Annotated in this window: 23 protein-coding genes and 1 tRNA gene; 9 read left to right on the top strand and 15 right to left on the bottom strand. The window is 70.8% G+C overall.

Annotated elements, in window-relative coordinates:
• Positions 1–28 precede the first annotated feature (28 nt).
• Both QRN49_RS14570 and QRN49_RS14565 read right to left on the bottom strand, forming a co-directional pair.
• Positions 29–1,096, bottom strand: coding sequence for a sugar phosphate isomerase/epimerase family protein (locus QRN49_RS14570; protein WP_284756505.1), 1,068 nt, complete (start codon positions 1,094–1,096; stop codon positions 29–31).
• Positions 1,093–2,310 (bottom strand): Gfo/Idh/MocA family protein, encoded by a 1,218-nt coding sequence (locus tag QRN49_RS14565; protein ID WP_284756504.1) that lies wholly within the window; start codon positions 2,308–2,310, stop codon positions 1,093–1,095. Before QRN49_RS14565 ends, QRN49_RS14570 begins: the two co-directional genes overlap by 4 nt.
• 116 nt (positions 2,311–2,426) lie before the next feature.
• Between QRN49_RS14565 and QRN49_RS14560 the strand changes: the two genes are divergently transcribed.
• Positions 2,427–3,431: a LacI family DNA-binding transcriptional regulator gene (locus QRN49_RS14560; protein ID WP_284756503.1), complete on the top strand. Its 1,005-nt coding sequence runs from the start codon at positions 2,427–2,429 to the stop codon at positions 3,429–3,431.
• 78 nt (positions 3,432–3,509) lie between these two features.
• Here the strand turns inward: QRN49_RS14560 and QRN49_RS14555 are convergent, their stop codons facing one another.
• Positions 3,510–3,959, bottom strand: a complete 450-nt coding sequence (locus QRN49_RS14555) for a MarR family winged helix-turn-helix transcriptional regulator (protein WP_284756502.1) — start codon at positions 3,957–3,959, stop codon at positions 3,510–3,512.
• Positions 3,960–4,086: 127 nt separating this feature from the next.
• Here QRN49_RS14555 and QRN49_RS14550 point away from each other — a divergent pair, with 127 nt between their 5' ends.
• On the top strand, positions 4,087–5,277 hold the full coding sequence (locus QRN49_RS14550) for an MFS transporter (RefSeq protein WP_111113917.1): 1,191 nt from the start codon (positions 4,087–4,089) through the stop codon (positions 5,275–5,277).
• Between the two features lie 65 nt (positions 5,278–5,342).
• Here QRN49_RS14550 and QRN49_RS14545 read toward each other — a convergent pair.
• The 4 genes from QRN49_RS14545 to QRN49_RS14530 form a co-directional block, all read right to left on the bottom strand.
• Positions 5,343–5,432 (bottom strand) — tRNA-Ser (locus tag QRN49_RS14545).
• A 523-nt stretch (positions 5,433–5,955) separates the two neighbouring features.
• On the bottom strand, positions 5,956–7,257 hold the full coding sequence (locus QRN49_RS14540) for an LCP family protein (protein WP_284756501.1): 1,302 nt from the start codon (positions 7,255–7,257) through the stop codon (positions 5,956–5,958).
• Positions 7,258–7,459: 202 nt separating this feature from the next.
• Complete coding sequence (locus tag QRN49_RS14535) at positions 7,460–8,140, bottom strand: GntR family transcriptional regulator (RefSeq protein ID WP_284756500.1); 681 nt, start codon at positions 8,138–8,140, stop codon at positions 7,460–7,462.
• Positions 8,141–8,309: 169 nt separating this feature from the next.
• The gene (locus tag QRN49_RS14530; protein WP_284756533.1) at positions 8,310–9,719 is read right to left on the bottom strand and encodes an MFS transporter; all 1,410 of its coding nucleotides are present in this window, start codon (positions 9,717–9,719) and stop codon (positions 8,310–8,312) included.
• A gap of 255 nt (positions 9,720–9,974) precedes the next feature.
• Between QRN49_RS14530 and QRN49_RS14525 the strand changes: the two genes are divergently transcribed.
• Positions 9,975–11,360 carry a MoxR family ATPase gene (locus QRN49_RS14525; RefSeq protein ID WP_027466108.1) on the top strand — a complete coding sequence of 462 codons (1,386 nt, stop codon included), beginning with the start codon at positions 9,975–9,977 and terminating at the stop codon, positions 11,358–11,360.
• The gene (locus QRN49_RS14520) at positions 11,353–13,371 is read left to right on the top strand and encodes a vWA domain-containing protein (RefSeq protein WP_284756499.1); all 2,019 of its coding nucleotides are present in this window, start codon (positions 11,353–11,355) and stop codon (positions 13,369–13,371) included. The genes QRN49_RS14525 and QRN49_RS14520 overlap by 8 nt, the downstream gene beginning before the upstream one ends.
• 71 nt (positions 13,372–13,442) lie before the next feature.
• Here the strand turns inward: QRN49_RS14520 and QRN49_RS14515 are convergent, their stop codons facing one another.
• From QRN49_RS14515 to QRN49_RS14505, 3 genes are read right to left on the bottom strand one after another with little or no spacing between them, the layout of a single operon-like run.
• Positions 13,443–14,201 carry an SCO1664 family protein gene (locus tag QRN49_RS14515; RefSeq protein WP_284756498.1) on the bottom strand — a complete coding sequence of 253 codons (759 nt, stop codon included), beginning with the start codon at positions 14,199–14,201 and terminating at the stop codon, positions 13,443–13,445.
• On the bottom strand, positions 14,198–14,725 hold the full coding sequence (locus tag QRN49_RS14510) for a DUF3090 domain-containing protein (protein ID WP_284756497.1): 528 nt from the start codon (positions 14,723–14,725) through the stop codon (positions 14,198–14,200). The genes QRN49_RS14515 and QRN49_RS14510 overlap by 4 nt, the downstream gene beginning before the upstream one ends.
• Positions 14,726–14,758: 33 nt before the next feature.
• A complete protein-coding gene (locus tag QRN49_RS14505; RefSeq protein ID WP_110865507.1) occupies positions 14,759–15,550 on the bottom strand; it encodes an MSMEG_4193 family putative phosphomutase in 792 nt (263 codons plus the stop codon).
• Positions 15,551–15,618: 68 nt separating this feature from the next.
• Between QRN49_RS14505 and QRN49_RS14500 the strand changes: the two genes are divergently transcribed.
• From QRN49_RS14500 to QRN49_RS14490, 3 genes are all read left to right on the top strand, one after another.
• Positions 15,619–16,836, top strand: coding sequence for an MFS transporter (locus QRN49_RS14500; RefSeq protein WP_284756496.1), 1,218 nt, complete (start codon positions 15,619–15,621; stop codon positions 16,834–16,836).
• 10 nt (positions 16,837–16,846) lie between these two features.
• Positions 16,847–18,001, top strand: a complete 1,155-nt coding sequence (locus tag QRN49_RS14495) for an AI-2E family transporter (RefSeq protein WP_284756495.1) — start codon at positions 16,847–16,849, stop codon at positions 17,999–18,001.
• Between the two features lie 76 nt (positions 18,002–18,077).
• Positions 18,078–18,506 (top strand): BLUF domain-containing protein, encoded by a 429-nt coding sequence (locus QRN49_RS14490; RefSeq protein ID WP_284756494.1) that lies wholly within the window; start codon positions 18,078–18,080, stop codon positions 18,504–18,506.
• Positions 18,507–18,530: 24 nt separating this feature from the next.
• Here the strand turns inward: QRN49_RS14490 and QRN49_RS14485 are convergent, their stop codons facing one another.
• The 5 genes from QRN49_RS14485 to QRN49_RS14465 form a co-directional block, all read right to left on the bottom strand.
• A complete protein-coding gene (locus QRN49_RS14485; protein ID WP_146247762.1) occupies positions 18,531–19,139 on the bottom strand; it encodes a ScbR family autoregulator-binding transcription factor in 609 nt (202 codons plus the stop codon).
• Positions 19,140–19,247: 108 nt separating this feature from the next.
• Positions 19,248–19,718: a BLUF domain-containing protein gene (locus QRN49_RS14480; protein ID WP_084741456.1), complete on the bottom strand. Its 471-nt coding sequence runs from the start codon at positions 19,716–19,718 to the stop codon at positions 19,248–19,250.
• Positions 19,719–19,863: 145 nt separating this feature from the next.
• Entirely contained in the window at positions 19,864–21,237 is a 1,374-nt protein-coding gene (locus QRN49_RS14475) for an ABC transporter substrate-binding protein (protein WP_284756493.1), read from the bottom strand.
• Between the two features lie 26 nt (positions 21,238–21,263).
• Positions 21,264–22,205 (bottom strand): carbohydrate ABC transporter permease, encoded by a 942-nt coding sequence (locus tag QRN49_RS14470; RefSeq protein ID WP_027466099.1) that lies wholly within the window; start codon positions 22,203–22,205, stop codon positions 21,264–21,266.
• 11 nt (positions 22,206–22,216) lie between these two features.
• The gene (locus tag QRN49_RS14465; RefSeq protein ID WP_244993209.1) at positions 22,217–23,191 is read right to left on the bottom strand and encodes a carbohydrate ABC transporter permease; all 975 of its coding nucleotides are present in this window, start codon (positions 23,189–23,191) and stop codon (positions 22,217–22,219) included.
• Between the two features lie 202 nt (positions 23,192–23,393).
• Here QRN49_RS14465 and QRN49_RS14460 point away from each other — a divergent pair, with 202 nt between their 5' ends.
• Both QRN49_RS14460 and QRN49_RS14455 read left to right on the top strand, forming a co-directional pair.
• Positions 23,394–24,659: a Gfo/Idh/MocA family protein gene (locus QRN49_RS14460; RefSeq protein ID WP_419762580.1), complete on the top strand. Its 1,266-nt coding sequence runs from the start codon at positions 23,394–23,396 to the stop codon at positions 24,657–24,659.
• 76 nt (positions 24,660–24,735) lie between these two features.
• A complete protein-coding gene (locus QRN49_RS14455) occupies positions 24,736–25,749 on the top strand; it encodes a LacI family DNA-binding transcriptional regulator (protein WP_258370904.1) in 1,014 nt (337 codons plus the stop codon).
• Positions 25,750–25,789 lie beyond the last annotated feature (40 nt).

The following is a 25,789-nucleotide window of genomic DNA, read 5'->3' as shown; positions in this document are numbered from 1 at the left end:
GAGGCACGGCCCACCACTTGCGGGTCCGTCACCCGGTGCGCGGAACGGTCCACGGGCCTCCAGGCAGTGACCGGGTCGGCTGACGGACCGTCAGGACCGTAGGCGCCAGCGCCGCGTCCGCGGCGCGCAGCACGCGTGCGGCGACCGCGACCTCTTCTTCGCGCCCGAGCTCGGTGTCCTCGTGCTCGATGTTCACCCACATGTCCGGGTCGATCGCACGCAGGGCCTCGAGGAACGTCGTCCAGTACGCCTCGTCGTGGCCCTTGCCGAGCGCGACGAAGTCCCACGCCGACGGCTTCGGCCACTCGTTCGCCCACTCGTCGCCGCCGAGGTTCGTGCGTGACTCGTCCGGCGACAACCGGCGGAACGAGTTGTCGAGCACCCCGTTGATCGCGGCGTGCGGGTTGATCCGGACGTCCTTCGCGGCGGCGTGGAACACGAGCGGGCCGAGGTCGTGGGCGACCGCCACCGGGTCCATCTGCTGCCAGAACAGGTGCGAGGCGTCGAGCTCCACCCCCACGTTGGTCAGCCCGCCGCGCTCGACGAGCTCCCGGATCGACGCCGGGTTGAAGACGAGGTTCTGCGGGTGCAGCTCGAGTGCGACCTTGACGCCGTGCTCCCGGGCCAGGGCGTCGATCTCCTGCCAGAACGGCACCGCGACGCTCCACTGGTGCTCGAGGACGTCGAGCGCAGCCGAGTTCCAGGCGTTCACGATCCAGTTCGGCCGCGTCCCGCCCGGCTCCCCCGCCGGCAGTCCGGACATCGTGACGACGCGGTCCTGCCCGAGGCGGGCCGCCAGGCGGATGCTGCGCCGGACGTCCTCGGCGTGCGCGGGACCGATCGCCGGGTCGGGGTGCAGCGGGTTGCCGTTGCAGTTGAGCCCGGCGATCTCGACGCCGGTGCCCGCGAACTGGGCGAGGAACGCGTCCCGCGCCCCGTCGTCCTGCAGGATCGCGTCGATGTCGGGCACGTGCACCGGGGGCAGGAACCCGCCGGTGTTCAGCTCGATGCCGGTGAGGCCGTTGGCCGCGATGACCCGGAGTGCGTCGGCGAGGGGCCGGTCGTGCAGGATCGCGTTGTAGAGGCCGAGCTTCATGCCGTCACTGCTTCCTTGATCGTCTCGGTGGTGCCCCCGGCCGCGGCGGACCGTGCCACCGCGTCGAGGACCTCCATGTTGTGCACGCCGTCGTCGAACGTGGCGTTCGCGGGCAGGGCATCGGGCACGGCGCCGGACAGCCCGGCGATCTCGTCGAGGAACGCCCGCGCCTGGTACTCGAACATCTGGTTCTGCCCCCAGCCGACCCCCGGGGCGTCCATCGCCATACCACCGGCGACGTAGGGGTGGTCCGGGCCGAGCACGACCTGGCGGTACCCACCCAGACGCGAGCCGTCGGACTGCAGCGCGAGGCCGATCTCGGAGGCGCGCTCCTGGTCCCAGCGGGCGGCGCCGCGCTCGCAGAACACCTCGATGACGAGGCCGTTCGGGTGCCCGGCCGCGACGCGGGAGGCCTCGAGCGCCCCCACGACCGTGCCGTCGCCGAAGCGTGCACTGAACGTGGCGTAGTCGTCGTTGCCGACGGCCGCGGTCTCACCGGTGAGCGGGACGGCCTGCCCCCGCAGGGCGTGTCCGGCGGCCACGGGTCGCTCGGTGATCGACGTGGTGAAGGTCCCACCGCTGACGCTCCGGACCGGGCCGGCCAGGAACTCGGCGACGTAGGACAGGTGCGAGCCGACGTCGGCGAGCGCGCCGGAACCGGGCGCCCCGGCGAAGCGCCACGAGAACGGGACGTCGGGCGAGGCGCCGTAGTCGGTCCAGTACCGGCCGGAGACGTGCAGGACCCGGCCGAGCGTGCCGTCCTCGACGAACTCCTTGATGGCCGCGAGGCCGGGAGCCCGGCGGTAGGTGAACCCGATGCGGCCGAGCACCCCGCGCTGCGCGGCCTCGGCAGCGGCGGACGCCATGGCGCGGGCATCGTCGAGCGAGTCGGACAGCGGCTTCTCGCACAGCACGTGCTTGCCGGCGGCGAGCAGGCCCTCGACGATCTCGCGGTGCAGGGTGTTCGCGACGACGACGCTCACCACGTCGATGTCGTCCGCTGCCGCGATGGCTCGCCAGTCGGTGTCGTGCCGCTCGTAGCCGAAGCGCCGTGCAGCCTCGGCGGCGAGGGGCTCGTAGACGTCGCCGACCGAGACGAGCCGGACCGGCGGCAGCGTCGAGGTGAAGAGGGAGGGTGCGTTCCGCCACGCAGCCATGTGGGCCTTGCCCGCCATGCCCGCGCCGATGACGGCGACGCCGATGCTGTCGCTCATGTTCTCTCCTTCGAGAAGGTCGCTGGATCTCGATTCTGGAACGTTCCATAACGTGTCGGTAGACTGTAGCCGCAGCAGCCCATGTCCTGTCAAGCACCGTGCCGGAAAGGCTCAGCGTGACCCCTCGCCCGCCGACGATCATCGACGTCGCCGCACGCGCAGGCGTCTCGAAGTCCCTGGTGTCGATGGTGCTGCGCGACGATCCCGGGGTCTCCCCGGCCCGCCGCTCCGCGGTGCTCGCCGCCGTCGCAGAACTCGGCTACCGCCCGAACCGCGCCGCCGCCATCCTCGCCGGCACCCGGACCCGCACCGTCGGGGTCATCGTCGACGACTTCCGGAACCCCTGGTACGTCCCGATGCTCGACGGCATCCGCGAGGCCCTCGCCCCGCACGGACTCCGCCTCACCCTCGCCGACACCCGCGCCAACGCCCACCTCGACTCATCCCCGTTCGACGACCTGGTCTCCCTGCGGGTCGACGGCGTGGTGCTCGCCGCCGAGGGCTTCCCCGACGTCGTCGTTCCCGCCGACACCCCGGTCGTGGTCGCCGGCGCACGCGAGGACGTCCCCGGCGGACTCGACGTGGTCGCCTCCGACGAAGCCGCCGGCGGACGGTTGGCAGCGGATCACCTGATCGGCCTGGGTCACCGCCGCATCGCCCACGTCACCGGCTCGGGAGGCCCGGCTGCGCTCCGCCGCGACGCCACCGTCGCGCAGCTGGTCGCGTCCGGCATCGAGCCGATGGTCTACGGCTCCGGCCCGACCTCGGAGACGACCGGCTACGAGGGCATGCGGCTCGCCCTGCGGGAGCACCCCGACCTGACCGCGGTGTTCGCCGCGAACGACGTCATGGCGATGGGCGCGATCGCCGCCGTGCAGGAAGCCGGACTCCGCGTGCCGCAGGACGTCTCGGTGATCGGCAACGACGAGACCCCGCTCGCCGCCTCACCCCTGCTGCGCCTGACGACGGTCGACCCGCACAACGACGAGGTCGGGCGCCTGGCGGCTGCGCGGTTGGTCGAGCGGATCGGCGCCGCAGCGGGGACGCCGACGGATCCCCTCCGGACACTCGTGCCGCCGACGCTCGTCGTGCGCTCGACGACGGGGCCGCCGCGCGCCTGAGTGGTGACCGCCCCGGGGCCGACGCCGGCGGGGCGGAGGTGCGCCGGGCCTCCAGGCCGGGTGCGAGGTGACCCGAGGTCAGACGCGCGCGCCCTCGAGCCGCTCGACGGACTCGGCCAGGTCGGCGAGCTCGGGGACCTCGTGCGCCTCGGCGAGGGCGCCCTCGAGCGCCGCGGCGTGGATCGGCGTCGCACGCTCGAGCAGGACCTGCCCGGCGTGCGTGAGCTCCGTGTAGAGCCCGCGACGGTCGTCGGCGCACAGGACGCGGGTCAGCAGGGCGCGCTCCTCGAGCCGGTTCACCAGTCGGGTGGTCGCACTCGGGCTGAGGGCGGCCGCGCGGGCGAGCTGCTGCATGCGCATGTGGAAGCCGTCCTGGCGGCGCAGGGCATCGAGCACCGTGAACTCCACGACGGACAGGTCGACTTCGCGCAGCGCCCGCTCCAGGCGCGTCTCGATCAAGCCGTGCAGCGCCGCCAGGGTGCGCCAGCCGTGGGCACGGACGGCGGTGGAGGTGTCGTCGACGGACATCGGGGCTCCTTCGGTCGGTGCAGACGGCGACAGTTGCTTGCGCGGATACCCCGCGTGTGCAACTATCGATATCCCGCGTCTGCAACAACCAGCGTACGCGGCACAGCTGCACAACGGAAGGACATCCATGCCCGCGGGACTCATCGCCCTCGCACTCGGCGGATTCGGCATCGGCCTGACCGAGTTCGTCATCACCGGCCTGCTGCCCGAGGTGGCGGCCGACTACGGCGTCACCGAGACCACCGCCGGCTGGCTCGTCACCGGGTACGCCCTGGCGGTCATCGTCGGGGCCCTCGGGCTCACCGCCGCGACCACGCGACTCCCCCGCAAGCCCGTCCTGCTCGGGCTGCTCGTGCTGTTCATCGTCGGCAACACCCTGTCCGCGATCGCCCCGACCTACGGCGTGATGATGACCGGCCGCGTCATCGCCGCCCTGTGCCACGGAGCGTTCTTCGGCATCGGCTCGGTCGTCGCCGCGAACATGGTCGAGCGGTCCAAGCGCGCCTCGGCCGTCGCGCTGATGTTCACCGGGCTCACCGCGTCGAACGTGCTCGGCGTCCCGTTCGGTACCTTCCTCGGCCAGGCCGCCGGGTGGCGTGCGACGTTCTGGGCGATCGCGGCCATCGGCGTCGTCGCCCTGATCGGCGTGCTCGTCCTCGTCCCCGCAGTCCGCTCCACCGAGGTCCCGTCGCTCGCCCGCGAGCTCGGCGCCTTCCGGTCCGGGCAGGTCTGGCTGTCGCTCGGCATGACCGTGCTCGGCTACGGCGGGATGTTCGGCGCCTTCACCTACATCGCGTACACGCTGACCTCGGTGTCCGGGTTCCCGTCGTCGGCGGTGCCGTGGCTGCTCATCGTGTTCGGCATCGGGCTGTTCGTCGGCAACTTCGCCGGCGGCAAGCTCGCGGCCCGCTCGATCGACCGCACGTTGCTCGTGGTGCTCGTCGTGCTGACCGTGGTGCTCGCGGTGTTCGCCCTCGTCGCGACCTCGCCGGTGCTCACCGTGATCGCCCTCGTGCTGATGGGGGCGTTCGGGTTCGCGACCGTGCCGGCCCTGCAGACGCGGGTGATGCAGTACGCCGACCACGCGCCGACCCTGGCGAGCGGGGCGAACATCGCCGCGTTCAACCTCGGCAACGCGCTCGGGGCCTGGATCGGCGGCCTGACCATCGCCGCCGGGCTCGGGTACACGTCGCCGATCTGGGCGGGGTCGGGGATCACCCTGGCGGCCGTGGTGCTGACGCTCGTGGCGATGGGCGCGGTGCGTCGGGGGCGCGCGGGAGTGCGGACCACGACGACGGGGAGCATCGCGACGGTCTGACGCGGGCGCTTCGGAGCCAGCAACGACGAAAGCCCGGTCCGATCGGACCGGGCTTTCGTGGAGTGCGGAGACGGAGGGATTTGAACCCTCGGTCCCCTCAAAGGGGACTCCACCTTAGCAGGGTGGTGCACTCGGCCGGACTATGCGACGTCTCCAAGCACTCTCGCGAGCGCTGCGACCACCATACAGGAGGACCGCGCCACTCTCGACCCGACGCACACCCGCGCGTGGCACGACCCGTCACACTCGGTCCCCCGAAGTGGGGACACATTGGGGTTGTCGGGGCGTACCCCACTGCATAGCATCATCGGGACGCGGCAATCACGTTCCGGGGCTCGTCCCCGTCGTCGCGACACAGCACCCGACGTCGTTCCCCGTGCGGGCCCGGCGCGCCCGATCGCGTGGCGCCCGGCGGGGAGCGACTTCCCCTGGGGGCGCGGCCCACCACCGCGCCCCCGTTTCTGTGTTCGGGGGCGGGGCGGGTGCACTGCTGACGTCCCGGCGCACGCACGCACGCGCGGCAACGGTCGGGCCCACGAAAGCGACACTGTGCCGCCGAGCTCGGCCGTCACTGGCGCCAGGGCGACAGAGTGCCGCGGATGTTCGGCGGCAGACTGTCGCTTTCGCGGAAGGGGACAGGGGCGGGGGGCGGCAAGCGACCGTCCGTCCGCCCGCGCCTCAGTACCCGAACGCCTTGGAGCAGGTCTGCTGGTCGGCGGACTGGCCCTCGAGCCCGTCGATGGTCTCGGGCGTCGCCGAGGGGGTACGCGGCGCAGCGGACGAAGGCGCCGCCGGTGTCGCGGGGGTCGCGGTCTCCGGCGCAGCGGCCGGCGACGACGGTGCAGCGGTCGGCTGCTGCGGACTCGGCTGCGTCGGGTTCGGCTGCGTCGGACTCGTCTCGGACCCGATGCCCGTGCTGTCCGCCCCGAGGGAGAACGACTGGTCGGCCTTGATCTTCGCGAACAGCCGGTCGGCCAGGTACGTGGTCGGCTCGACCTTGCCCTCGTAGACACCGGTGCCGCCCGTGGTGCCCGGGTACTGCACGAAGTTCACCTGCGCCAGCGGCAGGTCGCGCAGCGCCAGGCCCATCTGCACCATCGTCCCGATGTCGTTCAGGCTCTGGGACAGCTGCATGTTGGACGCCGCGGCCCGGGCCAGCTTGTACAGGCGGGCCGGCGAACCGAGGGTGTCGTTCGACTTCACGGTGCGGAGCAGCGACGACAGGAACACCTGCTGGCTCGAGATCCGGCCGAGGTCGGATCCGTCACCGACCCCGTGCCGGGTGCGCAGGAATGCCAGGGCCTCGTCGCCCTGCAGGGTCGAGGTGCCGGCGGGCAGGTTCAGCCCGGTGTACGAGTCGGTGATCGGCTGGGCGACGCAGACGGGCACGCCGCCGATCGCGTTCGACATCTCGATGACGCCCTTGAACGACACCGCGGCCGAGTACTGGATGTCGAGCCCGGTCAGCCCGGCGACGGTCTGGGTGACGCAGTTCAGGCCGCCCTCGCCGAACGAGGTGTTGATCGGCTGCGCCGCCATCGCCGGGGCCGTGCCCGTGCCGTCGGTCTTCTTGCAGGCCGGGATCGGGGTGACGAGGTCGCGCGGGATGCTCACCGCGGTCGCGTTGGTGTGGTCGGCCGAGACGTGCAGCAGGATGTTGACGTCGTTGAGGGTCGCATCGCGCTCCCCGAAGGCCGCACTCTGCTCGGGGTCGTTGTCGGTGCCGACGACGAGCATGTTGAACCCGCCCTTGAAGGCACTGATCGGCTTCGCGCCGCCCTTCGCCTGCGGTGCCGGCTGTCCCTGGATCTCGACGCCGTCACCCAGGTCGTCCGTGACCTGCTTCGCCGCGATCGCCGTGACCGAGACCGAACTCACCAGGGCCACTGCGACGACGGCGGAGACCGTCTTGGCAGCGGTCGCGAAGGGCCTCGAGCGCCGCAGACGTCCGTGCCGTGCGATCCCGGACGCTCGGTTCAAGCGGTGGGATCGATCGCGGACGTCGTTCACGGGCACTCCTGTCGTCGGTGGACACGCCGGGGACGGCAACCGGTCAAGGCTGCCACGACGTTGCCTGACGATCCAGTGCGAGGGACACCGGTGGCGCTCGCTGCTCAGTGCCGCGACCTGCGGATCCACGGCGGTCGGCGCAGACCTGAGCGGATCCGCAGCCGACGAAGGTTCAGGCGGACACGACGACCCGGAAGCGGTCCGGCAGGGCGATCAGGGCGGACGACAGTTCGAGGAGCGCCGCGGCACAGTCGTCGAGGGCGTCTCGCTCCGCAGCGGCCACGGCCCGCTCGACGATCTCGACCCGTCGTCGCCGGTCGACCACGGCTTCGATCCCGTTCGCCAGGGCGACGTCGTCGGTGAAGAACATGTCGAGCACGATGCGCTGCGACAGCAACCAGTCGCCACTGATCGACGACCCGCGGCGCCGCAGGTACCAGGCGCCGAGTTCGACGAAGGCCCCGGCTTCGGTCCAGCACTCCCGCAGCCACACCTTGTCGAACCGGTCGTGGTACCCGACGGAGTTCGACGGCGGATCGACGAGCAGGGCCTGGGCGATCCGCATCCGCTCGATCATCTGGTCGACCGACCACTGCGAGATCACGACACCGACGTACCGCTGCACGCTGGCCAGCTGCAGGGACTCGAGGGTCACGAGGGCTTCGCGCACCGGTGTGCGCGACACCCGCATGTCCGATGCCAGGGTGTCGAGCCGCAGCCGCTGCCCGCGGCGGTACTCCCCCCGCAGGACGTTGTCGAGCAGTCGCAGGAACACCGCGTCGCGCAGCAGGCTGCGGCGCAGGCCGTGGGGATCGAGTCCGCCGGCGCCGGCTCGGATGGGGGTGTGCTCCATCAGCCCAGGTTCACGCACGGACGGCACCCCCGAGGCGAGGGCGGTCGCTGCCGTGGATCGTGGTCGCCGGTGTCGCGCTGTGGAGGAGTGCCATGCAGGCACAGTGACAGCGCTGCGACGGTGGCGCTAAACACTCTGCATACAGAATGTCAGGCCGCCGCCGCAGGGCTCACCTCCGGTCGGACTTCGCGTCCCCGGTGAGCACCGAGAGCGGTTGGGTGACGTCCTCGAGCCCCTTCCGCGCGGCGTCGACCCCGAATATCAACGCCACCACGCCGCCGCCGATCATCACGGCAGAACCGAGCAAGTACCCCCAGAACAGCGGCTCCCGGGATGACCCGTCGCCGATGAAGGCACCGTAGATGGCTGGTGCGACCGCACCGAAGATCTGCGCCAGGGCGAAGAAGTACGAGATCGCCTGCGACCGCAGCTCGAGCGGGAAGATCTCGCTGACGGTCAGGTAGGCGCTCGACGCCCCGGCCGAGGCGAAGAAGAACGAGACGCACCAGAATGCGACCTGCACCGTCGCCGAGATCGCGTCGGCCCGGAAAAGGAACGCCGACGTGGCGAGCACGAGCCCGGACACCAGGTACGTCAGGAAGATCATCTGCCGACGACCCCAGGTGTCGAAGAAGCGCCCCAGGATGATCGGGCCGAGCAGGTTGCCGATCGCGAACGGGAAGAAGTAGACCGCCGTCTCCGCCGTCTTCAGGCCGAAGAAGTTCGTGAGCACCAGGGCGTAGGTGAAGAAGATCGCGTTGTACAGGAAGGCCTGCGTGATCATCATCGTCGCGCCGACGAGCGTGCGCGTCGGGTACTGCTTCAGCAGCACGCGCGCGATGGTCAGGAACCCGACGCGGTCGGTCGGCGTGACCGTCATCGCCTTCGACTGGTCGACCTCGGGCAGGGGCTTGCCGGTCGCCTTCTCCACCGACGCCTCGATGCGGGAGACGGTGGCCTCGGCCTCTTCCTCGCGCCCGTGCGTCATCAGCCACCGCGGACTCTCCGGGATGTGGCGTCGCAGGAAGATGATCGCGATGCCGAGCACCGGGCCGAGGAAGAACCCGATGCGCCAGCCGATGTTCTCGGCGAAGTAGGACGTGTCGAGCAGGTAGATGTTCGCGAACGCGCCGAGTGCGGCACCGCCCCAGTACGTGCCGTTGATGGCGATGTCGACGTGCCCGCGGTACTTCGCCGGGATGAGCTCGTCGATCGCCGAGTTGATCGCCGCGTACTCGCCGCCGATGCCCAGCCCCGCGACGAACCGGAAGGCCGCCAGGAACCAGAAGTCCTGCGCGAGGCCCGCGATGCCCGAACCGATCAGGTAGATCGCGAGCGTCAGGATGAACAGCTTGCGCCGCCCCAGCCGGTCGGACATGCGCCCGAACACCAGGGCACCGACGACCTGGCCGACCAGGTAGATCGTGCCGAGCAAGGTCACCTGTTGCGTCGACAGGTTCAGGTCCGCCTGGAAACCCGCGTTCGAGACGATCTGGATCTCGAGACCGTCGAGGATCCAGGACACGCCGAGTCCGACGACGACGCTCCAGTGGAACCGGGTCCACGGCAAGCGGTCCATCCTGGCGGGCACCAGGCTCTTGATGGTTGCGTTCGCGCTGCTCACGAGATGGGACCGTACGCCGAGATCGCCGATGTGGTTCAGATGCGGAACGAGCAACCGGGGGCGGAGCCGGATCCCCCTACTTCGAATCCGGCTCCGTCGCCGGGATCTCAATGATCGCAAGTGCGATGGAAACCCACAAGCGGACGGACGGGAGGCCCGTGGCGGGCCCCGCCACGGGCCTCCCGTCCGACAAGGCGTAACGTCCAGAACGTGACCCGACCTGACATCCGCACGGTCGGCGAGCTCCGCACCTCTGGTCACGTCCAGAAGACGGTCCGCGCCGAGATCCGCGACAACCTGCTCACCGCCCTGCGCCAGGGCACCGATCCGTGGCCCGGCCTGCACGGCTTCGAGACCACCGTCATCCCCCAGCTCGAACGCGCCCTCATCGCCGGGCACGACGTCGTCCTGCTCGGCGAGCGCGGCCAGGGCAAGACCCGCCTGCTCCGCACCCTGCAGGGCCTGCTCGACGAGTGGACGCCGGTCATCACCGGCTCCGAGCTCGGCGAGCACCCGTACGAACCGATCACCACCGCGAGCATCCGGCGCGCCGACGACCTCGGCGACGCCCTGCCGATCAGCTGGCGGCACCGCGACGACCGCTACGTCGAGAAGCTCGCGACGCCGGACACGAGCGTCGCCGACCTGATCGGCGACGTCGACCCGATGAAGGTCGCCGAGGGCCGCAGCCTGGGTGACCCGGAGACCATCCACTTCGGGCTCGTCCCCCGCGGGCACCGTGGCATCGTCGCGATCAACGAGCTGCCCGACCTCGCCGAACGCATCCAGGTCGCGATGCTCAACGTGATGGAGGAGCGCGACGTCCAGATCCGCGGCTACGTGCTGCGGCTGCCGCTCGACGTGCTCGTCGTGGCGAGCGCGAACCCCGAGGACTACACGAACCGCGGCCGGATCATCACGCCGCTGAAGGACCGCTTCGGCGCCGAGATCCGCACGCACTACCCGATCGAGCTCGACGACGAGATCGCCGTCATCCGGCAGGAGGCCCAGCTGACGGCCGAGGTCCCCGACGCCCTGATCGAGATCCTCGCCCGGTTCACCCGCGCACTGCGTGGTTCGAGCGCCGTCGACCAGCGCAGCGGTGTGAGCGCCCGGTTCGCGATCGCCGGTGCCGAGACGGTGTCCGCTGCTGCGGTGCACCGCGCAGCTCGCCAGGGCGAGGACGAGGCGGTCGCCCGGCCGATCGACCTCGAGACCGCGGTGGACGTCCTCGGCGGCAAGATCGAGTTCGAGAACGGCGAAGAGGACCGGGCCGACGAGGTCCTCGAGCACCTGCTCCGCACCGCGACCGCCGAGACCGTGCGCTCCCGGTTCAAGGGCCTCGACTTCGCGGTGCTCGTGGACGCGCTCGACGGCGGCACGATGGTGACCACGGGCGAGCAGGTCAGCGCCCGGGCGTTCCTCGAAGGGCTCCCGTCGATCGGTGAGTCCGACCTGTACGACCAGGTGTGCGACCGGATGGGTGCCACGAACGACGGCGAACGCGCCGGCGCGATCGAGCTCGCCCTCGAGGGCCTGTTCCTGGCCCGGCGCATCAGCAAGGAATCCGGCGGGGGCGAAGCCGTCTATGGCTAGGCAGAACCGGCGCCTGACGCGCGACACCCGGTACGGCCGGTACACCGACGGCCCCGACCCGCTCGCCGCCCCGGTCGACCTGGCCGAGGCGCTCGACGCCATCGGGCAGGACGTGATGGGCGGCACGTCGCCCGAGCGCGCGATGCGGGAGTTCCTGCGGCGCGGCGGCCGGACGCAGCGCGGTCTCGACGACCTGGCCCGCCGGGTGGCCGAGCGCCGCCGTGAGCTGACGAGCAGGAACAACCTCGACGGCACCCTGCAGCAGGTGCGCGAGCTCCTCGACCAGGCGCTGCTCGCCGAGCGCGGGGAGCTCGCCCGCAACGTCGACCTCGACGACGGCGACCGGGCCCTGGCCGAACTGCAGCTCGACAGCCTGTCGCCCTCCCCCGCTGCCGCCGTGCAGGAACTCGGCGACTACGACTGGACGAGCCCGGCCGCGCGCCAGAAGTACGACGAGATCAAGGACCTGCTCGGCCGCGAGGTGCTCGACCAGCGCTTCGCCGGCATGAAACAGGCGCTCGAGGGTGCCACCGACCAGGACCGGGCCGCCGTCAGCGCGATGATGCAGGACCTCAACGCCCTGCTCGAGGCGCATGCCCGCGGCGAGGACACCCAGCAGCAGTTCGACGATTTCATGGACCAGCACGGCGAGTACTTCCCGTCGAACCCGGCGAACGTCGACGAGCTGCTCGACGACCTGGCAGCCCGCGCGGCCGCTGCGCAGCGCATGCGGAACTCGATGACCCAGGAGCAGCGGGACGAACTCGACGCCCTCGCCCAGCAGGCCTTCGGCTCCCCCGACCTGATGGAGCAGCTGTCCCAGCTCGACAGCACGCTGCGCGCACTGCGTCCCGGCGAGGACTGGGGCGGATTCGAGCGCATGCACGGCGAACAGGGCCTCGGCCTGGGCGACGGCACCGGGGTGTTCCAGGACATCGCGGACCTCGACGCCCTCGCCGACCAGCTCGCCCAGTCCGGGCCGGGCTCGGAGCTCGACGACCTGGACCTCGACGCGCTGTCCCGGCAGCTCGGCGACGAGGCTGCGGTCGACGCGAAGACCCTGCAGCGCCTCGAGCAGGCGCTCCGGAACTCCGGAGCGATGCGCCGCGGTGCCGACGGGCAGCTCCGGCTCACCCCGAAGGCGATGCGGCAGCTCGGCAAGAGCCTGCTCAAGGACGTCGCCCAGCGGATGTCCGGTCGCCAGGGCGCGCGGGACCTCCGTCGCTCGGGCGCCGCGGGCGAACCCTCGGGGGCGTCGCGGCAGTGGGCGTTCGGCGACACCGAGCCGTGGGACATCCCCCGCACGATCACGAACGCCGTGGTGCGGACGGCGGCGAGCGGACGACAGGGAGCCGGCGTGCGCCTGAGCATCGAGGACGTCGAGGTGCAGGAGACCGAGGCCCGCACCCAGGCCTGCGTCGCGCTGCTCGTCGACACGTCGTTCTCGATGGCGATGGAGGACCGCTGGGTGCCGATGAAGCGCACCGCCCTGGCGCTGCACACCCTGGTGTCGACCCGGTTCCGCGGCGACGACCTGCAGCTCATCGCCTTCGGTCGCGAGGCCGAGGTGATGGACGTCGAACAGCTCGTCGGCCTGGACGCGATGTGGGACAAGGGCACGAACCTGCACCACGCCCTGCTGCTCGCCAACCGGCACTTCCGGAAGCACCCCACGGCCCAACCGGTGCTCCTCATCGTCACCGACGGCGAGCCGACGTCGCACCTCGAGCCGAACGGGCAGGTCTGGTTCGACTACCCGCCCGACCCGGTGACGATCGCGCTGACCGTACGGGAGCTCGAGAACGCCGGACGCCTCGGCGCCCAGACGACGTTCTTCCGGCTCGGCGAGGACCCGGGGCTCGCCCGGTTCATCGACGCGATGGCGAAGCGGGTGGACGGCAGCGTCGTGGCACCGGAGAACGACGATCTGGGGGTCGCCGTGGTCGGCTCGTACCTCGGCTCGCGTCGCGGGGCCGGCGGCGCGCTCTTCCGCGACGACTGGGGGCTCTGAAGCCCCACACGAGACGGACTGGAGGCCCGTGGCGACACCGCCACGGGCCTCCAGTCCGTTGTCGGGTGCGTCTAGAACAGCGGCCAGGGCACGGCGGGGCCGTGACCGGGCGGCGGCGGGAAGATCCCGACGGCGCGCAGGGCCGCGCAGCGCGCCCGGAGCGTGTCGATCTCCTCGTCCGTCAGGTGCTCGGCGAGCTCGTCGCCGAGACCGCCGCGCAGGGCGTAGGACAGCCGGTCGAGGCCCTCGAGCTCGTCCGGCCCGAGCGGCTCCCCGATCCAGCCCCACAGGACCGTCCGGAGCTTGTGCTCGACGTGGAAGGTGAGCCCGTGGTCGACGCCGAAGCGGTGGCCGTCGGGCATCGCGAGCACGTGCCCGCCCTTGCGGTCGGCGTTGTTCACGACGACGTCGAAGACGGCCATCCGGCGCAGGGCCTCGGAGTCCTCGTGCACGAGCGTGACGGGCTGGTCGTGTTCGTCGATGGCCTCGAGCACGGGCAGCCAGGGCGAACCGTCCGCCTCGGCGAGATCCGGCGCCACCAGGTCGACGGCGTCCTGCTCGGGGTCGACGTCCTGCCAGCGCTGCACCATGCCGGGCCCGAACGGACCGTCACCCATCCACGTGGGTGGGACGACACCCCAGCCGAACGCCTCGGAGACCAGGTGCGCGGCGATCTCGCGGCCGGCGAGCGTGCCGTCCGGGAAGTCCCACAGCGGGCGCTCGCCCTCGACGGGCTTGTAGACGACGGTCGCGCCGTCGAGTTCGGCGAGGAAGGTGGCGTTGGACGCCTCACGGATGCGCGCCCGGACGGAGAGCGAGCCGTCGCTCATGCGTCGCCGGGCCGACGACCGGCGGCGACGACCTCGCGCGTGCGCTCGACGAAGGCCCGGGCGGTGCCGACCGGGATCTTCACCTGGAACAGCTCGGCGGGCTCGGGGATCTCGACGACGGCCTCGATCTCGATGCCGTCCTCGCTCTCCTCGGACACGATCTCGACCTCGTCGTCGATCGGGTACGCCTCGATGACGACCTGCGCGGTGGACGGGTCGAAGCCCAGGCTCAGGGCCCCGGCGCGGAACTCGGCCTCGACGGGCTGGTCGAGCGGCTCCGGGTCGCGGAGTTCGACGGGCACCGACGGCGGCACGCTGAAGCGGTTGTCGTCGACGGTCGCCACCTCGTCGAGGAGCTCGTCGATCTTGTCGGCGAGGACGGCGGTCTGCTCCTTCTCGAGCGCGACGCTGGTGACGCGCCGACCGGAGCGGGCCTGGATGTAGAAGGCGCGCTCACCCGGACGGCCGATGGTGCCGACGACGAGGCGGTCCGGCCAGTCGAAGCCGTGGACGATGGTGGGCATACCCGCATTGTAGGAGCGCTCGGCTCCGGCCGTTCAGGGTCCGGCAGGACCCGCGGGCGCGTCGGGTGCCGGACGCCCGGTGCCGGTGTGCGCATCGGGTTCCGGATGGCCCGCCCCGCCGCCGACCGCGGCGTCCCCGCTGGGTGCCGGGGCGGTGCGCAGCCAGGAGAGGTCACCGGACTCGGTGTTCGTCGCGACGACCTCGGGGCGGTGCTCGCCGTAGCGCACGACGGACACCGAGGCCGGCCCGACGCCGATGCGCTGGAACAGGTCCAGGTGCATGCCGAAGGCGTCGGCGAGGACGCTCTTGATGATGTCGCCGTGGCTCACCGCGACCCAGACGGCGCCGGGTCCGTGCTCCGCCTCGACCTCGGCGTCGATGCGCCGGACGGCCGCGACGGCCCGGGACTGCATCGTCTGCATGGACTCACCGCCGGGGAACACGACGGCGCTCGGGTTCGCCTGCACCGTACGCCAGAGGGGCTCCTTCGCCAGGTCGGCGAGCTTCCGGCCCTGCCACTGCCCGTAGTCGGCCTCGGTGATGGCCCGCTCGATCAGCGAGGCGGGCGCACCGGTCTGCCGGTCCGTCTGCCGGTCCGTCTGCCGGTCCGTCTGCCGGTCCAGGATCGCGCGGGCGGTCTGCCGGCAACGCTCGAGCGGACTCGACACCACGGCGACGACGGGCACCGCGGCGATGCGCTCCGCGGTCCGCTCGGCCTGGGTGCGGCCGACGGCGTCGAGTCGCACGCCGGCGGTGCGTCCGGCCAGGACGCCGGTGGCGTTCGCGGTGGTGCGTCCGTGACGGACGAGGAGGACGGTCGCCATGCGCCCGATCCTAAGCGCGGGACGCGGTCGCCCTTGACGGGCCGCCCGGGGACCGATCAGATGGGGGCATGGCCGGGCGGCATCGACTCGCACTCTTCGCCACGTCGACGGTGACCGGGTTCGGGATCGCGACGTGGATCACCCGGACGCCCGCGATCCGCGATGAGCTCGGAGCCTCGATCGAGGCGATGGGCCTCGTCTTGCTCGGGCTGTCGATCGGGTCGATGATCGGGATCCTCGGCGCCGGGGCACTGGTGCGACGGACCGGCAACCGCCCGCTGATCCTGCTCGGGGGCGCGCTGCCCGTCGTCGGCATGGTGCTCGTCGCGCTGCTCGCCCCGGCGCAGGTCGCCGCCGGGGTCTGGGTCGGGCTGTTCCTGATCGGCTTCGGGGCGGGCGTCGCCGAGATCGGGCTGAACGTCGAGGCCGCCGCGGTCGAACGGCAGATCGGACGACCGGTCGTGCCGGTGCTGCACGCCTGCTTCAGCCTCGGCAGCGTGGTCGGTGGGGTCGTCGGCATCGCCATGACGGCGGCGGGGACCCCGGTCCGGGTGCACCTGCTCGTCGGCGCCGCGGTGATGGCCGCGCTGGCGGTGTTCGCGGCGCTGAACCTGCGGCCGGTGCCCCGTGAGACACCGAGCGATGCGCCTGCCGTTGCCGGCGGCACCCGTCGGGGAGCTCGCCGCTCCGTCCTCACCGTGCAGCTCGCCATGATCGCCGTGATCACGCTGGCGATGGCCTTCGCTGAGGGTGCCGCGAGCGACTGGCTCCCGCTGCTGATGACCACCGACCACGACGCCCCCGAGTCCGTCGGGTCCCTCGTGTTCACCGGGTTCGCCCTCGCCATGCTCATCGGTCGCGCGGCCGGCACCCCGCTCGTCGCCCGGTTCGGGCGCGCCCCGGTCGTCCGGGTCTGCGCAGCCGTCGGTGCGGTGGGGGTCCTGCTCGTCGTGCTGTCACCGAGTCCGATCGTCACCGCGGCTGCCGCCGGCGTCTGGGGGCTCGGCATCGCCCTCGGGTTCCCGCTGTCGATCTCCGCCGCGGGCGACCACCCCACCGACGGCGACCGCCGGGTGTCGGTGGTGGCCACCGCCGGGTACATCGCGTTCCTGGTGGGGCCGCCGCTGCTCGGGTTCGTCGGGGAGCACCTCGGCCTGCAGACGGCGATGCTCGTGCCGCTCGTCCTGCTGGTCGCGGCGTTCCTGGTCGCCCCGGCGACGCGGGGACAGGACACCGGTCGGACGATCGAGCCGTCGGAACCGGCGCGGCGGCCGTCCGGTCGGTAGCGTCTCCGGCATGCCGTTCTTCCGCGACGCTCCGCGCCCGACCACCCCAGCCGCTCCGTCCAGGGTCCAAGCCGCGTGGTCAGACTCCGCCGGGCACTTCGCGACCCGGTGCCTGCAGCTCATCATCGTCGTGGTGGTCGTCGCCGGCGTCGTCTGGGCGAGCAACATCCTGAGCGTCGTCACGATCCCGGTGCTCCTCGCGCTCATCATCGCGTCGGCCATGCACCCCGTGGTGTCGTGGCTCCGCAAGCACCGGGTGCCGTCGGTGGTGGCCACCCTCGCGGTGCTCATCGGCGTCCTCGCGATCCTGGGGTTGATCGGCTGGCTCATCGTCGTCGCGGTCGAGAACCAGTGGGCACAGCTGCAGAAGTCGGCAGTCGACGGATTCGAGCAGCTGCAGACCTTCGCGAAGACCCTGCCGTTCTCGATCTCCGACAAGCAGATCGACGACGCCGTCGCCGGGGCCTCCGACTTCGTCACGAGCGCGCAGTTCGGCTCCGGTGCCCTCGCCGGAGCCTCGGCCACCGCGAACTTCCTGACCGGGCTCGTGCTAATGATCGTCGTGCTGTTCTTCTTCCTGAAGGACGGCCCGAGCATCTGGGAGTTCCTGCTCCGCCCCTTCACCGGTGAGCGCTACGCCCGAGCACGTCGCGTCGGCGACCGGGTCGTCTCGACCCTCGGCGGGTACGTCCGCGGTACGGCCACCGTCGCTGCCGTCGACGCGATCGGCATCGGTGTCAGCATCGCGATCGTCGGCGTCCCCCTCGCCCTGCCGCTGGCCGTCATCGTGTTCATCACGGCGTTCATCCCGATCGTCGGCGCCACCGCCGCCGGCATCCTCGCCGCCCTGGTCGCGCTCGTGGCCCTCGGCCCGCTGCAGGCACTCATCGTGATCGGCATCGTGATCGTCGTGAACCAGCTCGAGGGCAACTTCCTGCAGCCGGTCCTGATGGGGCGCACCCTCAAGCTGCACGGCCTCGTCATCCTGATCGGGCTGACCGCCGGCACCGTCCTCGCCGGCATCACCGGCGCGATCATCTCGGTGCCGCTGATCGCCGCCGCCTGGGGCGCGATCCTGGTGTGGGACGGCCCGAACACCCCGGCACGACCGTGGCGGAAGAAGCGCAACGAGGACGTCACCGCGCACGAGCTGCCGCAGGGCTGATCCGCGGCACTGATCCGCGGGGCGCGTTGCGGACATCCGCTTCGCGCAACGGCCTTCCACCCAGCAGGATGGAGGAGTGCTCGTCTCCATCGTCTACATGAGCCGTGCCGTCGTCCCCTTCGACGACCAGGCCATGGCGGTGTTGCTCGCGGAGTCCCGGCTGCGCAACGAAGCGCTCGGGGTCTCCGGACTCCTGCTCGCCAAGGGCGGCCGGTTCATGCAGCTGCTCGAGGGGCCGGCGTGGAGCGTGCAGGACCGGTACGACGTCATCGCGAAGGACCGACGGCACGGTGAGGTGAAGTCACTCGTGCGCGAGGAGATCGAGCGCCGACGGTTCGACGGCTGGTCGATGGCCTACCGCGCGCTCGACGACTCGGACATCCGCTCCGAAGCGGGCTTCAGTCCCTTCCTGTCCGGCACGATGGACTTCCCGCGCTCGTTCGACCGGACCAGTGCGGCCTGGCTGCTGAAGTGGTTCCGCGACCGCGAGCTGCACGACCTCTGATCCGACCCCGCACGCCGTCGCGGATCAGCCTTCGTTGAACGCGTCCTCGACGACGGCGAGCAGCCGGTCGCGGTGCTTCGGGTCCGCCGTCGCCGCGATCACCACGCGCCACATCGTCGCCACCGCCGGCATCAGGTCGGTGCGCCGCGTCCGGACGTCGGACACGAGCTGCACGCCGGTGAAGTAGGGCACCACCGTCGATCCGAGCTGCTCCGCGGTCAGGTCCGTCCGGAGTTCCCCGCTCGCGACCGCCAACCGGAACACGTCGACGATCCCGCCGATCCACTGCTCGTAGAAGCTCAGCGTCGCGGTCTGGAACTCGCCGCGCTCCAGCGACAGCCGGATCCCGGCCCGCACGATCGGGTCGGTCCGGAGCAGGTCGGCGATGCCGTGCGACGCCCCGATCAGCGCGGCGACCGGCGAGCTGTCGGTGTGGCTGACGACGTCGAAGGTGCGGGCGTTCTGCTCGCCGATGACGCCGAGCGCCAGGGCGAGCTTCGTCGGGAAGTGGAAGTGCAGCGTTCCCTGCGAGACGCCCGCCGCGCGGGCGATGCCCGCGATCGTCGCGCCGGCGAAGCCGACGCGGTCGAACTCCTCCGCCGCGGCCACCAGGATCTGCTCACGTCGTTCCACGGGACCAGTCTCACAGTCTGGAGGCACGGTGCCAGCTGGCACCGCGCCTCCAGTCCGAGGGGTGGTGCGTCTCAGGCCGCGTGCCGGCAGTCCGAGGTGTGGTGCGGCTCAGGCCGCGTGCCGGCCGAGCGTGATGCGCTCCTCGGGCAGGTCCTGCAGGTCGCGCCCACGGAACCAGCGGAGCAGCCAGTCGGCGGGCGTGCCCGCCACCCCGGTCGGCAGACCGGTGCGGTCGCTGAGGAAGGTACTGAACCCGGGCTCGTCACGGAGCTCGTCCCCGGTCGGGCTGCCGAACGCCATCGACCAGCCGTCGAACCGACGCGTGCTGATGGACTCACGCGACAACGACTTCACGCCGGTGTGCCGCGGGTCGCGCTCGATCGCGGCGAAGCGGTCCTCGACGCTCCAGACCGGACCCTCGAGCACCTGCATGAAGCGGCCGCCCTTGGCGAGCAGGAGCCCGGAGACGCCGAGCGCGTGGTTGCGGAGCCGCGCCTCACGCAGCATGGCGACCAGCTGGTCGTCGGTCAGGTCGTCGACGGCGACGGACATGTAGACGAGGGAGGTGAGGGAGGTCATCCCCTGCAGTCTGGGTCGTGGTCGGCGGCACGGTCAACGCGTCGTCCGCACACCGCACCGGACGGTGCGGCATGCGGACGACGGGCGGGGTTTCGGGTGTCGGGTTTCGGGTTTCGGGTTTCGGGTTTCGGGTTTCGGGTGTCGATCAGGTGAGGGCGAGCAGGTTGTTGACCTGCTCGTTGACCCCGGTCAGCGTCGAGATCGGCTTGCCGTTCGCGTAGACGTCGTCGAAGGCGGGCTGCAGCAGGGCCTGCACGTCGGCGGGGTTCTTCGTGACCGGGAACAGGAACGTGGTGTCCTCCTCGACCTGCCGGGTGAACGCCGAGACATCGAGCCCGCGCTTCCGGAACGACGCCACGGCAGCCTCGGTGCCAGCGGGACGAGCGGGGAACACGATCCCGCTCTCACCGACGATCCGCTGCGCCTCGTCGCTGCCCAGGAACGCCACCCACTTCGCGGCGGCCTCGGGGTCCTTCGCCTGTTTCGTGATCGAGTCGCCGAGCCCGTTGAACATCGACGCACGATGACCCGACGGGCCGATCGGGGTCGGAGCGACCGCGACGTCGAGGTCCTCCATGCCGAGGTACGAACCGATCATCCACGAGCCGTTGAACGACAGCGCGCACTTGCCGGCGCCGAGCTGGACCTCGGGCCCGGTCGTGGTGGAGAACACCCCGTACTTCGCCATGTAGCCCTTCTCGGCCAGCCGGTAGTACCAGGCGAGGGTGTCCTGCACGACCCGCTCGTCGTAGCGGAACCTGTCGCCCCACGGGTTCTCGTTCGTGTAGAACCAGTCGACCGATCCGGTGAACGGTGACCACTGGGTCTGGCCGAAGCCGTCACCGCCCGAGCCGTTCGACGAGATGCCGTAGACGGCGACGTCGTCCTTGTCGAAGCCGTCCTCGTCGCCGCGCCGGCCCTTCGAGTCGACGGTCAGCCGCGCGAGCATCCGTTCGAACGTGCCGCCGTCCTCCGGGTTCCACTCGAGCGACCCGAGCTCCTCGGCAGAGACGCCGGCCTTCGCCATCGCCTTCCGGTCGTAGAACATCGCGACGGTGTCCCAGTCCTTCGGCGAGCCGTAGCGGTGGCCGTCCTGGCCCTTCCACAGTTCGGCGAGTCCGGACTGGTAGTCGTCGTCCCGGATGCCCTTCGTGGCGTCGAGTTCGTCGAGCTTGTAGAGCACGTCGAGGTCGGCGTACTGCGGGAACTTCGTCAGGTGGTCGGTGAAGACGTCGGGAGCGGTGCCGGCGATGAAGCCCGCGGTGAGCTTGGTCCAGTAGTCGTTCCAGCCGAGCTGGGTGATCTTCACGGTGATGTCTGGGTTCGCGCGGTGGAACGCGTCGGCGACGGCCTGGTACGCGGGCTGCTGGTTGGCGTCCCAGAGCCAGTAGCTCACGGTGCGCGCACCCGACCGGTTCGTCGTGCGGCGACCGGGCGACGAGCAGGCGGCGAGCGCGCCGAGGGCCAGGGCGGAGGCACCGCCGGCGAAGAGCGTGCGGCGGGTCAGGTGGTTCGTCATGGTGTTCGTCCTGTCCGACAGCCGGGTCACTTGATCCCGGAGAAGCCGATGGAGTTGACGATCCGCTTGGCGAAGACGCCGAACAGCAGGATCATCGGGAGCGCCGCCACCAGGGTCGCGGCCATGAGCCCCGCCCAGTCGGTGCCGGACTGCGGGGTCTGCGACTTGAAGACGCCGAGCGCGACGGTCAGCACCCTCGAGCTGTCGGTGTACGACACCATGAGCGGCCAGAAGTAGTCGTTCCAGCTCGTGATGTACGTCAGCACGGCGAGGGTGGCGATCGGGGCCGCCGCCATCGGGATGACGAGCCGGAAGAACACGCGGACCTTCCCGGCGCCGTCGATGAGCGCAGCCTCTTCGACCTCCTTCGAGATGCCGAGGAAGAACTGCCGCAGGAAGAACACCGCGAACGGGGTCATGAACATCGTCGGCAGGGCGATGCCGAGCAGGTTGTCGACGAGCCCGAGCTGCTTGATGAGCGTGAAGTTCGGCAGCAGGGTGAAGATCGCGGGGACCATCAGCCCGGCCAGGAACACCCCGAACACCTTGTCGCGACCAGGCCAGCGCAGCCGGGCGAAGGCGTAGGCGGCCGCTGCCGAGAAGAACACCTGGCCGACGGTGACGAGCGTCGACACCAGGATCGAGTTGAGCAGGTACCGCCAGAAGTTCAGTGCGGCGCCGGAGCCGCCCTGCGCCAACGCCTCTTCGGTGGACTGCAGGCCGAAGACCCGCTCGAACCCGCCCAGGCTGAACCCGACGGGCAGCAGCGAGGTGGGGTCGGAGTTGATCGCGGTGTTCGACGACAGCGCGGTGCGCAGGATCCAGTAGAACGGGAACAGGGTGACGACGATGACGAGGATCATCGCGACCCAGGCGAGCACCCGGCCGAGCGACGGGCGGCGGCGGTGGCCGGCGCCCATCCGCGGCGGGCGGGACGTGGTGACGGAGCGGGTGAGTGTCGTGGTCATGGCGCTTCCGTTCAGTCCAGGTCGGACTCACCCGAGCGGGTGAGGCGGTACTGGATGATCGTGATGATGCTGAGGACGATGAGGAGCGCGACCGAGACCGCGGACGCGTACCCGAACTGGAACCGGCCGAACGCCAGGTTGTAGATGTAGTTCTGCACGACGTTCGTGGCGTTCGCGGGGCCGCCCTGCGTGGTGACGGCGACGGTGTCGAACACCTGGAACGACCCGATCACGGTGATGATCAGCACCAGGGACAGGATCGGGCGGAGCAGCGGCACCGTGATGCGCCAGAACATCTTCCACTCGCTCGCACCGTCGATGCGTCCGGCCTCGTACACGGTCTCGGGCAGCGACTGCAGGCCGGCGAAGATGAGCAGCGCCGTGTAGCCGACGTGCCGCCAGACGTTGATGAGCGCGATCGAGGGGATGCCCCAGACGTCGCTCTGCAGGAACGGGATGCGGTCGAGCCCGAGTGCGGCGAGCATCTCGTTGCCGATGCCGAGCTGGGTGTCGAGGATCCAGAGCCAGACCAGGGCGGCGACGACGTTCGACACCAGGTACGGCGCGAGCACGATGCCGCGCACGAAGGTCGACTTCGTCAGGCGGTGCATCATCACGGCGATGAACAGCGCGACGACGGTCTGGATGACGATGTTGATGAGCACGTACTCGACGGTCACCACCATCGAGTGCCAGAAGATCGAGTCCTGCACCAGGCGGGCGTAGTTCTGCAGGCCGGTGAACTCGGGCTCGGTGAGCAGGTTGTACGACGTGAAGCTCAGGTAGATGCCCCGCACGGTCGGCCAGGCGAGGAACACCGCGAACCCGACGGCTGCCGGTGCGATGAAGACGAGCGCGAGCCACAGGTCGTTCCTGGGGCGGCGCCGTGGTGCGGTGGTGCGGGCACGGGCGAGGTCGGCGGGCCGACTCCTCCGTCTCGTGCTGGCGGTCGTCAAGGGTGACGACACAGGGCTCTCGGTTGCCATCGCGACTCCTTCGTCTGCGGTGGACTGACGTGCAGCAGTCCGTGAGCCGGGAATCTACACGTGGGGACCAGCGCTGGCAAGGGGCTTTTTCCGGGCTGTCGACGGGGGTTGTCACGTGTAGACAGCGTGTGTCAGGATGGCGCTCGATCGCATCGGAGCGACCCGCTCGGCGACGCATCCCACACCCCTGGAAAGGTCACTGATGATCTCTGTCGGAATGGTCGGCGCGGGCCAGTTCGCCCCCCAGTTCGCCAAGCTGTTCAAGCTCCACCCCGACGTGGACCGGGTCTACGTCACGGACCTCGTCGGCGAGCGCGCGTCGGAACTCGTCGAGACGCAGCACCTCGACGGCACGTTCCCGGACTTCGACGCCGTCCTCGCCTCGGACGTCGACGCCGTCGCGATCTTCACGCAGCGCTGGACCCACGGCCCGCTCGTGGTCAAGGCCCTGCGCGCCGGCAAGCACGTGTACTCCGCCGTGCCGATGGCGATCTCCGTCGACGAGATCCGCGACATCATCCAGGCGGTCCGCGAGACCGGGCTGACCTACATGATGGGCGAGACGAGCTACTACAACCCCGCGACGGTGTTCGCCCGGAAGCAGGTCGCCGCCGGCGCCTTCGGCCGGGTGTTCTACGCCGAGGGCGACTACGTGCACGACATGGATCTCGGCTTCTACGCCGCGTACCAGTACAGCGGTGGCGACGAGTGGAAGCGCACCGCCAGCTACCCGCCCATGCTCTACCCGACGCACTCGGTCGGCGGGGTCCTCGGTGCGATCCCCGGGCACGCGGTCAGCGTCAGCTGCATCGGCGTCAAGGACGACCGCGGCGACGGCGTCTTCGACAAGGACGTCAGCCAGTTCGACAACGACTTCTCGAACGCCACCGCGCTGTTCGAGCTCGACAACGGCGGCGTCATGCGCATCAACGAGATGCGTCGTGTCGGCTACCCGTCGCACATCCGTGAGTCGCGCTTCCGCTACTTCGGCACCGAGGCCAGCTTCGAGCAGCTCGCGAAGACCAGCGTCTGGCAGGACAAGGAGGACTCGTACGACATCAGCGACAAGATCGACACGCAGGCGACGATGTCCCTCGACGACCCGCGCCTGGCCGACGTCGACCCGTCCCTGCGCGACGCGTTCGTCTCCGGCTACGCCGAGGTGCACGACACCGACCGTCTGCCCGCCGAGTACGACGGCGTGCCGACCGGGCACGAGGGCAGCCACCAGTTCCTCGCCGACGACTTCGTCCGTGCCGTCGTCGACCGGACCCTGCCGCCGGTGAACGCCTGGACCGCCGCGCGCTTCACCCTGCCGGGCATCATCGCCCACCAGTCCGCGCTGCAGGGCGGCGCCCGCCTCGACGTGCCGGACTTCGGTGACGCCCCGGAGACGGCGAGCACTGCGACGGCGAGCGCACCGACGTCAGCAGGCAGCACGTCGTCGGCTACGATCGCGTCCGAGTAACACGTGTCGTTCGGGTGCCGGTCCGTCGTGGGCCGGCACCCGAACGACGCTCCCGGACCCGACGAAGGTGGCACCCGTGACCGTCCCGACGAACCCGAGGGCGGTCACCCGTGCGGACGTCGCCCGCTACGCCGGGGTCAGCACCTCCGTCGTCAGCTACGTCGTGCACGACGGACCGCGCCCCGTGGCCGCCACCACCGCCGCCCGGGTGCGCGAGGCCATCCGCGTCCTCGGCTACCGCCCGAACGCGAGCGCCCAGGCCCTGCGCACCGGCTCGTCGAAGATGCTCGGCCTGATCGTGCCCGAGCTCGACAACCCGTTCTGGTCCGAGCTCGCCGTCGCCGTCACCCACGCCGCCGCTGCACGCGGCTACGACGTCCTGCTCGCCAACAGCGACGGTGACGCCGCCCAGGAGCGCGAGCGGCTCCGCAGCCTCTCCGCTCGCCAGGTCGACGGCATCATCGTGACGAGCATCATGACCCACCCGGACCTGTCGACCGTCACCGACCCCGGCCTGCCGATGGTCCTGCTCAACACGTTCTTCGAGGTCCCCGAGTACGCCAGCATCGGTGTCGACGCCCTGCGCGGTGCCCTCGACGGCACGCAGCACCTGGTCGAGCACGGCTACCGCTCGATCGGCCTCGTGATGGGGCACACCGGCTCGATGGAGCTCCGCGAGCAGGGCTGGATGCGTGCCCTGCGCCAGGCTGGCCTGCCCGACGGGCCCATCGTCCGCACCGACTTCACCCGGCGCGGAGGCTACGAAGCCGGCCTCCGGATGTTCGCCGACGAGACCGGACCCCGAGCCGTCTTCGTCAGCTCGGACATGCAGGCGATCGGCGTCATGCGCGCGCTGTGGGAACTCGGGCTGCGCGTCCCCGAGGACGTCGCGATCGTGTCGTTCGACGGAGCGGCCGAGGCGGACTACACGAACCCGCAGCTCACCACGGTCCGGCAGCCGATCGAGACGATGGCGGTCGCCGCGGTCGACCGCGTGCTCGGCCTCGACGCCGACAACCAGTGGCACCGCGACCTGGTCCCCGCCGAGTTGGTCCTCGGCGCGAGTTGCGGGTGCGACGTGCGTCGCTGACGCACCCAAAAGCGGACTGGAGGCGCGGGGCGGGGCCACC

This window comes from Curtobacterium sp. ME-Dv--P-122a, from assembly GCF_030209645.1.
Lineage (GTDB): Bacteria > Actinomycetota > Actinomycetes > Actinomycetales > Microbacteriaceae > Curtobacterium > Curtobacterium flaccumfaciens.
The sequence above is the reverse complement of the archived record's forward strand: the minus strand, read 5'-3'. Positions and strand labels throughout refer to the sequence as shown.

Bases quoted from the DNA above. Each gene is read 5' to 3' on its own strand.
- QRN49_RS14535 (WP_284756500.1), bottom strand. From the start codon at position 8,140: ATGGAGCACACCCCCATCCGAGCCGGCGCCGGCGGACTCGATCCCCAC.
- QRN49_RS14465 (WP_244993209.1), bottom strand. From the start codon at position 23,191: ATGGCAACCGAGAGCCCTGTGTCGTCACCCTTGACGACCGCCAGCACG.
- QRN49_RS14555 (WP_284756502.1), bottom strand. From the start codon at position 3,959: ATGTCCGTCGACGACACCTCCACCGCCGTCCGTGCCCACGGCTGGCGC.
- QRN49_RS14475 (WP_284756493.1), bottom strand. From the start codon at position 21,237: ATGACGAACCACCTGACCCGCCGCACGCTCTTCGCCGGCGGTGCCTCC.
- QRN49_RS14470 (WP_027466099.1), bottom strand. From the start codon at position 22,205: ATGACCACGACACTCACCCGCTCCGTCACCACGTCCCGCCCGCCGCGG.
- QRN49_RS14550 (WP_111113917.1), top strand. From the start codon at position 4,087: ATGCCCGCGGGACTCATCGCCCTCGCACTCGGCGGATTCGGCATCGGC.
- QRN49_RS14510 (WP_284756497.1), bottom strand. From the start codon at position 14,725: ATGCCCACCATCGTCCACGGCTTCGACTGGCCGGACCGCCTCGTCGTC.
- QRN49_RS14495 (WP_284756495.1), top strand. From the start codon at position 16,847: ATGCCGTTCTTCCGCGACGCTCCGCGCCCGACCACCCCAGCCGCTCCG.
- QRN49_RS14480 (WP_084741456.1), bottom strand. From the start codon at position 19,718: ATGACCTCCCTCACCTCCCTCGTCTACATGTCCGTCGCCGTCGACGAC.
- QRN49_RS14530 (WP_284756533.1), bottom strand. From the start codon at position 9,719: ATGGACCGCTTGCCGTGGACCCGGTTCCACTGGAGCGTCGTCGTCGGA.
- QRN49_RS14565 (WP_284756504.1), bottom strand. From the start codon at position 2,310: ATGAGCGACAGCATCGGCGTCGCCGTCATCGGCGCGGGCATGGCGGGC.
- QRN49_RS14520 (WP_284756499.1), top strand. From the start codon at position 11,353: ATGGCTAGGCAGAACCGGCGCCTGACGCGCGACACCCGGTACGGCCGG.
- QRN49_RS14505 (WP_110865507.1), bottom strand. From the start codon at position 15,550: ATGGCGACCGTCCTCCTCGTCCGTCACGGACGCACCACCGCGAACGCC.
- QRN49_RS14570 (WP_284756505.1), bottom strand. From the start codon at position 1,096: ATGAAGCTCGGCCTCTACAACGCGATCCTGCACGACCGGCCCCTCGCC.
- QRN49_RS14500 (WP_284756496.1), top strand. From the start codon at position 15,619: ATGGCCGGGCGGCATCGACTCGCACTCTTCGCCACGTCGACGGTGACC.
- QRN49_RS14460 (WP_419762580.1), top strand. From the start codon at position 23,394: ATGATCTCTGTCGGAATGGTCGGCGCGGGCCAGTTCGCCCCCCAGTTC.
- QRN49_RS14515 (WP_284756498.1), bottom strand. From the start codon at position 14,201: ATGAGCGACGGCTCGCTCTCCGTCCGGGCGCGCATCCGTGAGGCGTCC.